Annotated in this window: 10 protein-coding genes; 7 read left to right on the top strand and 3 right to left on the bottom strand. The window is 52.1% G+C overall.

The features are described 5' to 3' along the window. Positions 1–24 precede the first annotated feature (24 nt). Positions 25–354: a sulfurtransferase TusE gene (tusE, locus tag CJP72_RS18380; RefSeq protein WP_162382777.1), complete on the top strand. Its 330-nt coding sequence runs from the start codon at positions 25–27 to the stop codon at positions 352–354. On the opposite strand, the gene yccX is transcribed toward tusE, so the two are convergent. Beyond that, positions 351–632, bottom strand: a complete 282-nt coding sequence (gene yccX / locus CJP72_RS18375) for an acylphosphatase (protein ID WP_162382776.1) — start codon at positions 630–632, stop codon at positions 351–353. The two genes, tusE and yccX, sit on opposite strands and share 4 nt — an antisense overlap. Before the next feature lie 94 nt (positions 633–726). Here yccX and rlmI point away from each other — a divergent pair, with 94 nt between their 5' ends. Then, entirely contained in the window at positions 727–1917 is a 1191-nt protein-coding gene (rlmI, locus tag CJP72_RS18370) for a 23S rRNA (cytosine(1962)-C(5))-methyltransferase RlmI (RefSeq protein WP_162382775.1), read from the top strand. Positions 1918–1974: 57 nt separating this feature from the next. Continuing rightward, positions 1975–2292: a heat shock protein HspQ gene (hspQ, locus tag CJP72_RS18365; RefSeq protein WP_162382774.1), complete on the top strand. Its 318-nt coding sequence runs from the start codon at positions 1975–1977 to the stop codon at positions 2290–2292. 105 nt (positions 2293–2397) lie between these two features. Here the strand turns inward: hspQ and CJP72_RS18360 are convergent, their stop codons facing one another. Then, positions 2398–2811, bottom strand: a complete 414-nt coding sequence (locus CJP72_RS18360; protein WP_162382778.1) for a CoA-binding protein — start codon at positions 2809–2811, stop codon at positions 2398–2400. Positions 2812–2984: 173 nt separating this feature from the next. On the opposite strand from CJP72_RS18360, the gene csgI reads away from it, so the two are divergent. Together csgI and mgsA are read left to right on the top strand one after the other, a co-directional pair. Next, a complete protein-coding gene (gene csgI, locus CJP72_RS18355) occupies positions 2985–3647 on the top strand; it encodes a curli synthesis inhibitor (protein ID WP_162382773.1) in 663 nt (220 codons plus the stop codon). Between the two features lie 93 nt (positions 3648–3740). Further along, positions 3741–4202 (top strand): methylglyoxal synthase, encoded by a 462-nt coding sequence (gene mgsA, locus CJP72_RS18350; RefSeq protein WP_162382772.1) that lies wholly within the window; start codon positions 3741–3743, stop codon positions 4200–4202. Between the two features lie 29 nt (positions 4203–4231). Here the strand turns inward: mgsA and helD are convergent, their stop codons facing one another. Beyond that, the gene (gene helD / locus CJP72_RS18345) at positions 4232–6286 is read right to left on the bottom strand and encodes a DNA helicase IV (protein WP_162382771.1); all 2055 of its coding nucleotides are present in this window, start codon (positions 6284–6286) and stop codon (positions 4232–4234) included. A 122-nt stretch (positions 6287–6408) separates the two neighbouring features. Between helD and CJP72_RS18340 the strand changes: the two genes are divergently transcribed. Both CJP72_RS18340 and CJP72_RS18335 read left to right on the top strand, forming a co-directional pair. Next, a complete protein-coding gene (locus tag CJP72_RS18340) occupies positions 6409–6855 on the top strand; it encodes a YccF domain-containing protein (RefSeq protein ID WP_162382770.1) in 447 nt (148 codons plus the stop codon). An 18-nt stretch (positions 6856–6873) separates the two neighbouring features. After that, positions 6874–7463 (top strand): YccS/YhfK family membrane protein (locus CJP72_RS18335; protein WP_238340108.1); only part of this gene is annotated, 590 nt, incomplete at its 3' end.

Below are 7463 nucleotides of genomic sequence, written 5' to 3'. Positions count from 1 at the left end.
GTTTTACTCAGGCTGTGAAGAATTATGTTGATCTTTGAAGGGAAAGAAATCGATACCGATAGCGAAGGCTATCTGAAAGAGACGGCGCAATGGAGCGAGCCTCTGGCGGTTGTTATTGCACAAAACGAAGGCATAACCCTCTCGGCGGAACACTGGGAAGTGGTGCGCTTTGTCCGTGATTTTTACCTGGAATTTAATACGTCGCCCGCGATCCGTATGCTGGTAAAAGCCATGGCCAATAAACTGGGTGAAGAGAAAGGCAACAGTCGCTACCTGTATCGTCTGTTCCCGAAAGGCCCGGCTAAACAGGCCACCAAAATTGCGGGCCTGCCCAAGCCGGTGAAGTGTATTTAGTAGCGAATACTAAAGCCCTTTAACTCGTCGCCAGGGCGATGCGGTTCACTCAGAACCCGGTCAACTCTGGCGCTCCTGGGCCCCCCATCCTTCAGCCATTTAAGCAATTTTTCAACGTGTTCCGCTTCGCCGCAGGCCACTACTTCTACGCTACCGTCATCCAGATTTTTCGCGTAGCCGGTTAATCCCAGTCGTTGCGCTTCATGCTGCGTGCTATAGCGAAAACCAACACCCTGCACGCGACCGTGCACCCAGGCGATTATGCAGATTTTTGACATTGCAGTGCTCCTTATCATCGCGGGGCGCGTTGCAAATCCTCGCAAAACTCAGGACAATGGCGCCCATTTCTTTGATTCGACAGAATAGTAAATTATGAGTGTACGTTTAGTGTTAGCCAAAGGGCGCGAAAAATCTTTACTTCGTCGCCATCCGTGGGTCTTTTCCGGTGCGGTCGCTCGCATGGAAGGCAAAGCCAACCTCGGTGAAACCATCGATATTGTTGACCATCAGGGCAAATGGTTAGCACGCGGCGCGTATTCGCCTGCGTCGCAGATTCGTGCACGCGTCTGGACGTTCGATAAAACAGAATCCATCGACATCGCCTTCTTCACCCGTCGTCTGCAGCAGGCACAGCAGTGGCGTGAGTGGCTGGCGAAGAAAGACGGGCTGGACAGCTATCGGCTGATTGCCGGTGAGTCTGATGGCCTGCCCGGCGTGACTATCGACCGTTTCGGTAACTTCCTTGTACTGCAACTATTGAGTGCTGGAGCAGAATATCAGCGCGCCGCCCTGATCAGCGCACTGCAAACACTGTATCCCGAATGCGCCATTTATGACCGCAGCGATGTTGCGGTGCGTAAAAAAGAAGGCATGGAGTTAACCCAGGGACCCGTTACCGGTGAATTGCCTCCTGCCCTGCTTGCCATTGAAGAACACGGTATGAAGCTGCTGGTGGATATTCAGGGCGGACACAAAACCGGTTACTACCTTGATCAACGCGACAGCCGACTGGCGACGCGTCGTTACGTAGAAAACCAACGCGTTCTGAACTGCTTCTCCTATACCGGGGGTTTCGCGGTATCGGCGTTGATGGGCGGATGTCGTCAGGTCGTGAGCGTCGACACCTCTCAGGAGGCGCTGGACATTGCGAAGCAGAACGTTGAACTGAATAAGCTGGATCTCAGCAAAGCCGAGTTTGTGCGTGATGATGTTTTCAAACTGCTGCGCACTTACCGCGATCGCGGCGAGAAATTTGACGTGATCGTGATGGATCCGCCGAAATTTGTCGAAAATAAAAGTCAGTTAATGGGCGCATGCCGCGGCTATAAAGACATCAATATGCTGGCAATCCAGTTGCTGAACCCAGGCGGCGTATTGCTGACATTCTCCTGTTCCGGGCTGATGACAACCGATTTATTTCAGAAAATCATCGCCGATGCCGCAATAGATGCTGGTCGTGATATACAATTTATAGAGCAGTTCCGTCAGGCTGCCGATCATCCGGTGATCGCTACCTACCCGGAAGGGCTGTATCTGAAAGGGTTTGCCTGTCGCGTCATGTAACTTGAAAAGTGGAATTTTACCCTCAAATAGAGAGTATTAATTTCCCGGGAGGTGACTATGATTGCCAGCAAATTCGGTATTGGCCAGCAGGTCCGCCATTCCCTGTTAGGTTATCTCGGAGTGGTCGTGGATATCGACCCGGTATATTCGCTCGAGGAACCGTCACCTGATGAGTTGGCGGTGAACGACGAACTTCGCGCTGCTCCCTGGTATCACGTGGTGATGGAAGACGATAATGGTCAGCCTGTACATACTTATCTGGCTGAAGCGCAGTTGAGTAGTGAAACGCAGGACGAACATCCTGAACAGCCTTCGATGGATGAACTGGCCCGCACGATTCGTAAACAACTCCAGGCACCACGCCTTCGCAACTGATTTTCGTCCGTGCCCGATGGCGCTTCGCTTATCGGGCCTACGCGTCTTATCCGGCCTACAGTTCATGGCCGGATAAGCAACGCGTCATCCGGCAACCGAACAGACTTACTTTGCCAGGCCCAGACGCGGGATCTCAATCGCCGGGCAGCGATCCATCACCACGGTCAGCCCCGCATCTCGCGCCAGTACCGCAGCTTGTTCATTAATTACACCCAACTGCATCCACAGCGTTTTCGCGCCAATAGCAATCGCCTCCTGTGCGACGCCCCACGCGGCTTCTGAATTGCGAAAAACATCCACCATATCCACTTTTTCCGGCACATCGGCCAGTGTCGCGTAGCCTTTCTGCCCCAACAGCGTCGTTCCGGCCACCTTGGGTGATACAGGAATCACGTGATAGCCCTGATCGAGCAGATATTTCATCACGCGATAGCTCGGGCGATCGGGTTTATCACTCGCCCCTACCAGCGCGATAGTACGGGTGGTCGTCAAAATGCCAGCAATATCGGTCTCTTTCATCATCTTTCTCCAGGCTGTTTTGCAAAGTGTACGACAAACCCAACATACCAACCATTCACCCCATACGAATGTATGAGAGCAAAAGTTAAAAATATGTCTATATGTTAGTAAAGATGATTGCCGCAAAATTTTGATACATTATTAATCATGCGGTCTTTGGACAGGAGAACCCTATGAAAGCCGGCATTGTGACAACCTTCATTGTATTGATTTTGCCGGCCACTGTTTTCGCCACCACCTTACGTCTCTCCAGTGATGTTGATCTTCTTGTTTTAGATGGCAAAAAAGTCTCCAGCTCACTGTTACGGGGGGCCGACAGTATTGAACTGGATAATGGTCCGCATCAGCTGGTTTTTCGTGTGGAGAAGACCATTCGCCTTTCCAGCCATGAAGAGCGGCTCTATATATCACCCCCGTTGGTAGTGAGCTTCGATACTCAGCTCATCAGCCAGGTCAATTTTCATCTACCGCGGCTGGAGAACGAGCGTGAAACAGCGCATTTTGATGCCACGCCACGCCTTGAACTGTTGGATGGCGACGCCATGCCAATTCCGGTAAAGCTCGATATTCTGGCCATCACGTCGACGGCTAAAGTCATTGATTATGAACTGGAAACCGAACGATATAATAAAGCGTCTAAACACGCCTCGTTACCGCAGTTTGCCACGATGATGGCCGATGACAGTACCCTGCTTTCGGGGATCTCGGAGCTGGATGCCATTCCGCCGCAATCTCAGACGCTCACCGAGCAGCGCCTTAAATACTGGTTCAAACAAGCCGATCCGCAAACCCGAAATAACTTCCTGAAGTGGGCAGAAAAACAGCCTTCTTCATAGCGTTTTGACACTTGCCCGCATTTTTTACGTCTTTCTCTTGCAGCGTCAAGAGCTTCCAGTACTCTGTAGCAAGGTTAACTACGGAATTGAACTATGGAACTGACAACTCGCACATTGCCGGCGCGCAAACATATTGCGCTGGTTGCGCACGATCACTGCAAACAGATGTTAATGAACTGGGTTGAACGCCACCAGCCATTACTGGAAAAGCACGAACTTTACGCCACAGGAACGACAGGAAACTTAATTCAACGCGCGACAGGTATGAGCGTGAACGCCATGCTGAGCGGCCCGATGGGCGGCGACCAGCAAGTTGGCGCACTGATCTCTGAAGGGAAAATTGATGTCCTGATTTTCTTTTGGGATCCGCTCAATGCGGTGCCGCACGATCCGGATGTCAAAGCGCTGCTGCGTCTGGCAACAGTGTGGAATATCCCGGTTGCCACCAACGTTTCTACCGCCGATTTTATTATCCAGTCGCCGCATTTCAGCGATGCGGTGGAGATTTTGATCCCGGATTATGAGCGCTACCTGTCCGAGCGCCTCAAGTCATAAGCCTACAGGCGGCGATTGCCGCCTGTTTTTCAGGGTTTCCTCGCTACCGGCACGCCCAGATGTTGTAGATCGTCGACAAAGCAGGACGGACTTTCTTTGTTAAATAACATCCACACGCGATGCCGGGCACGTGTCAACGCCACATACAGCAATCTCCGCTCTTCTGCATTCGGGAAATCTTCCACCTGTGGCAGCAAGGCCTCTTCCATGATCGACTCGCGTGCCGGTGCTGGAAAACCATCGCTTCCCTCCTGCAATCCGACGATAATCGCGTAGTCCGCCTGCTGGCCTTTACTGGCATGAATAGTCATAAAATCCAGCTGTAGTTTTGGCCAGCGTGTCGCAGCCTTTTCCAGACAGGCAGGTTTTAAATGATGGTAGCGCGCCAGCACCAAAATGCGTTCATCCTCTTTTGCATAGCCAGAAAGCTTATCCAGCAAGGCATCCAGCTGATTTTCCTCCAGCAGCGTGACCGCCTTCTTATCTCCAGGCGTCAGACTGTTGAGCGGTTTTGCGAGTTGGTGCGGATTCTGCTGGATAAATCGGTTAGCGATTTCACCGATCCGGCTGTTGAAGCGATAGGTGGTATCGAGATCGCATCGATCGCCCTCGCCAAACGTTTGATGAAAAGCCGTCGTTAGCGAAAGTTGCGCCCCACTGAAACGATAAATGGCCTGCCAGTCATCCCCGACAGCAAACAATGTGCTATGTGGGTTTTGCCGACGCAACGCGGCCAGCAATGCCGCGCGTTGCGGGGAGATATCCTGAAATTCGTCAACCAGAATATGCTTCCACGGGCTGATAAAGCGCCCCTTTTCAAGGACAACAATCGCCTGATGAATAAGCCCGGAGAAATCCACCGCGTTTTCCTCTTTCAGCGCGCTTTTCCACGCTTTGAGTAGCGGCGCCATTAATTTGATGCGTTTGCCGAACAGATCGCGGATCTCTTCCGGTGCGCTGGCGATCATCTCAGCCTGAGTGCCCCCATGCATCCGCATCAGACTCACCCAGCGATCCAGTCGTGGTGCCAGCCGACGTCGCAGCTTTTCATCGTCCCAAAAATTGCCTTCAGGCACAGCCCACTGCATTTCATCTTCCAGCCATTGCCGCCAGCCTTTTGCCTGCGCCTTTTTCTCACTGCACTGCTGTCGCCATGCGGAAATAAAAAGCCGGTGTCTCGCGCCAGTGTCGTTCTCAAGTTTACTGATGGTGGGGACTTTTTTGCTCCCTTGCTGGATGATATGCAGAGCAAGCGCATGAAACGTTCGCGCGGCTATCTCTTCAGTATGTAACCGCTCGCGAATACGTTCATCCATCTCTTCGGCCGCTTTACGGCCAAAAGCCAACAGCAGGATTTGTTCAGCCGCCGCCTCTCCCCGGGTCAAAAGCCAACCCGCACGCGCGACCAATACCGACGTTTTGCCACTGCCAGCCCCGGCAAGAACCAGCAGCGAATGCTCACCGTTTACGACAGCTCTGGCCTGTGCTGGATTCAACGGCGACGATTCAATGTGTTCGAAAAACGCCGCATATTTTGCCAGCATGACATCGGTATAAGCCTGGTTATGCGCCAGCCGACAACCTTCAATATCTTTTAGCCACGCCTGGCATTTACGCCAGGCTTCACGACAATTTTCAAAGGATTCCAGCCGGTTGACGGGCAACGGCAGCGCCGCAAACGCGTGACGAATTTGCTGCTGAATTCCTGACGTTTGCTCGCGGGTCAACCATTTGTTTTCCCCCGTCCTCTGTGCAATGAGATCTAATTGCTCCTGCAACACCCGCGCAGCGACTTCACTCATCTCCTGGCTCCAGCGTTGCCAGTGCGTTTCCAGGTGATGGTGAAACCGTTGCGTTTCAGTCCATTCTGTACCGTGTAAACGCACCACTTTGTCATCCGGCAGGACAAACTCAAGTTCACCCCACACCAGCCCGCGCTTACAATGGATAGCCAGTAACTGATTGAATGGAATAAGGTATTCATGGCGATCGCCAGAGACTTTGATACCGGCATTGAGAATAACAGCCCGATCGTAAGGGTGTTGCGCCAGACGTTTTCCAAGTGAAGTTGCTTTCAGTTCCATGACTCAGTGGATCCACACGAGAGGTTTACTTCTCAGTGTAACCGCCAGAGAAAACGTGCTCCAGCCCAAAAAAACGTTACAATTGCCTGGAATCATAGAAAACCAGATTTGACCGAGGCTTTATGCGTACCGTTCTGAATATCCTAAACTTTGTGTTAGGGGGTTTTGCGACCACCCTGGCCTGGTTACTGGCGACACTCGTCAGTATCGTTCTGATTTTTACATTGCCCCTGACGCGCTCATGCTGGGAGATAACCAAACTCTCTCTGTTTCCCTACGGTAACGAAGCGATTCACGTGGATGAACTCAATCCAGCGGGTAAAAATGCGCTGATGAATACGGGAGGTACGTTACTCAACGTTTTCTGGCTGATTCTGTTCGGCTGGTGGTTATGCCTGATGCATATTGCTGCGGGTATTGCCCAATGCATTACGATCATTGGGATCCCTGTCGGTATTGCGAACTTCAAAATTGTAGCCATCGCACTCTGGCCGGTAGGCCGCCGCGTGGTCACTGTTGAAACCGCTCAAGCTGCGCGCGAGGCGAATGCGCGCCGCCGTTTTGAATGATCAGGACTGATGGCCTTTATGTTGAGTCCCCTACTTAGGCGGTACACCTGGAACAGTACCTGGTTATATTATGTGCGTATTTTTATCGCACTGTGTGGCACAACGGCTCTGCCCTGGTGGCTGGGCGATGTCAAACTGACAATACCGCTAACGCTGGGTATGGTGGCCGCAGCGTTGACCGATCTGGATGATCGCCTTGCTGGACGTCTGCGCAATCTGATCATCACGCTGATCTGTTTTTTCATCGCCTCCGCCTCCGTGGAATTGTTGTTTCCGTGGCCCTGGCTTTTCGCCATAGGCCTGACGTTGTCGACCAGCGGATTTATTTTACTCGGAGGTCTTGGCCAACGTTACGCGACCATTGCTTTTGGCGCATTGTTGATCGCCATCTACACCATGCTTGGCGCATCACTGTACGAACAGTGGTACCAACAGCCATTGCTCCTGCTGGCTGGGGCTGTATGGTATAACTTGCTTACGCTGACCGGGCATCTGTTATTCCCTATCCGCCCACTGCAAGATAATCTGGCGCGCAGCTATGAGCAGCTCGCGCATTATCTGGAATTAAAATCCCGATTATATGATCCGGATATTGAAGATGAGAGCCA

The sequence above is a fragment of the Citrobacter sp. NCU1 genome (assembly GCF_010231475.1).
Lineage (GTDB): Bacteria > Pseudomonadota > Gammaproteobacteria > Enterobacterales > Enterobacteriaceae > Citrobacter_D.
Note: the sequence above shows the minus strand (reverse complement) of the source record. Positions and strands in the feature narration are given on the sequence as shown.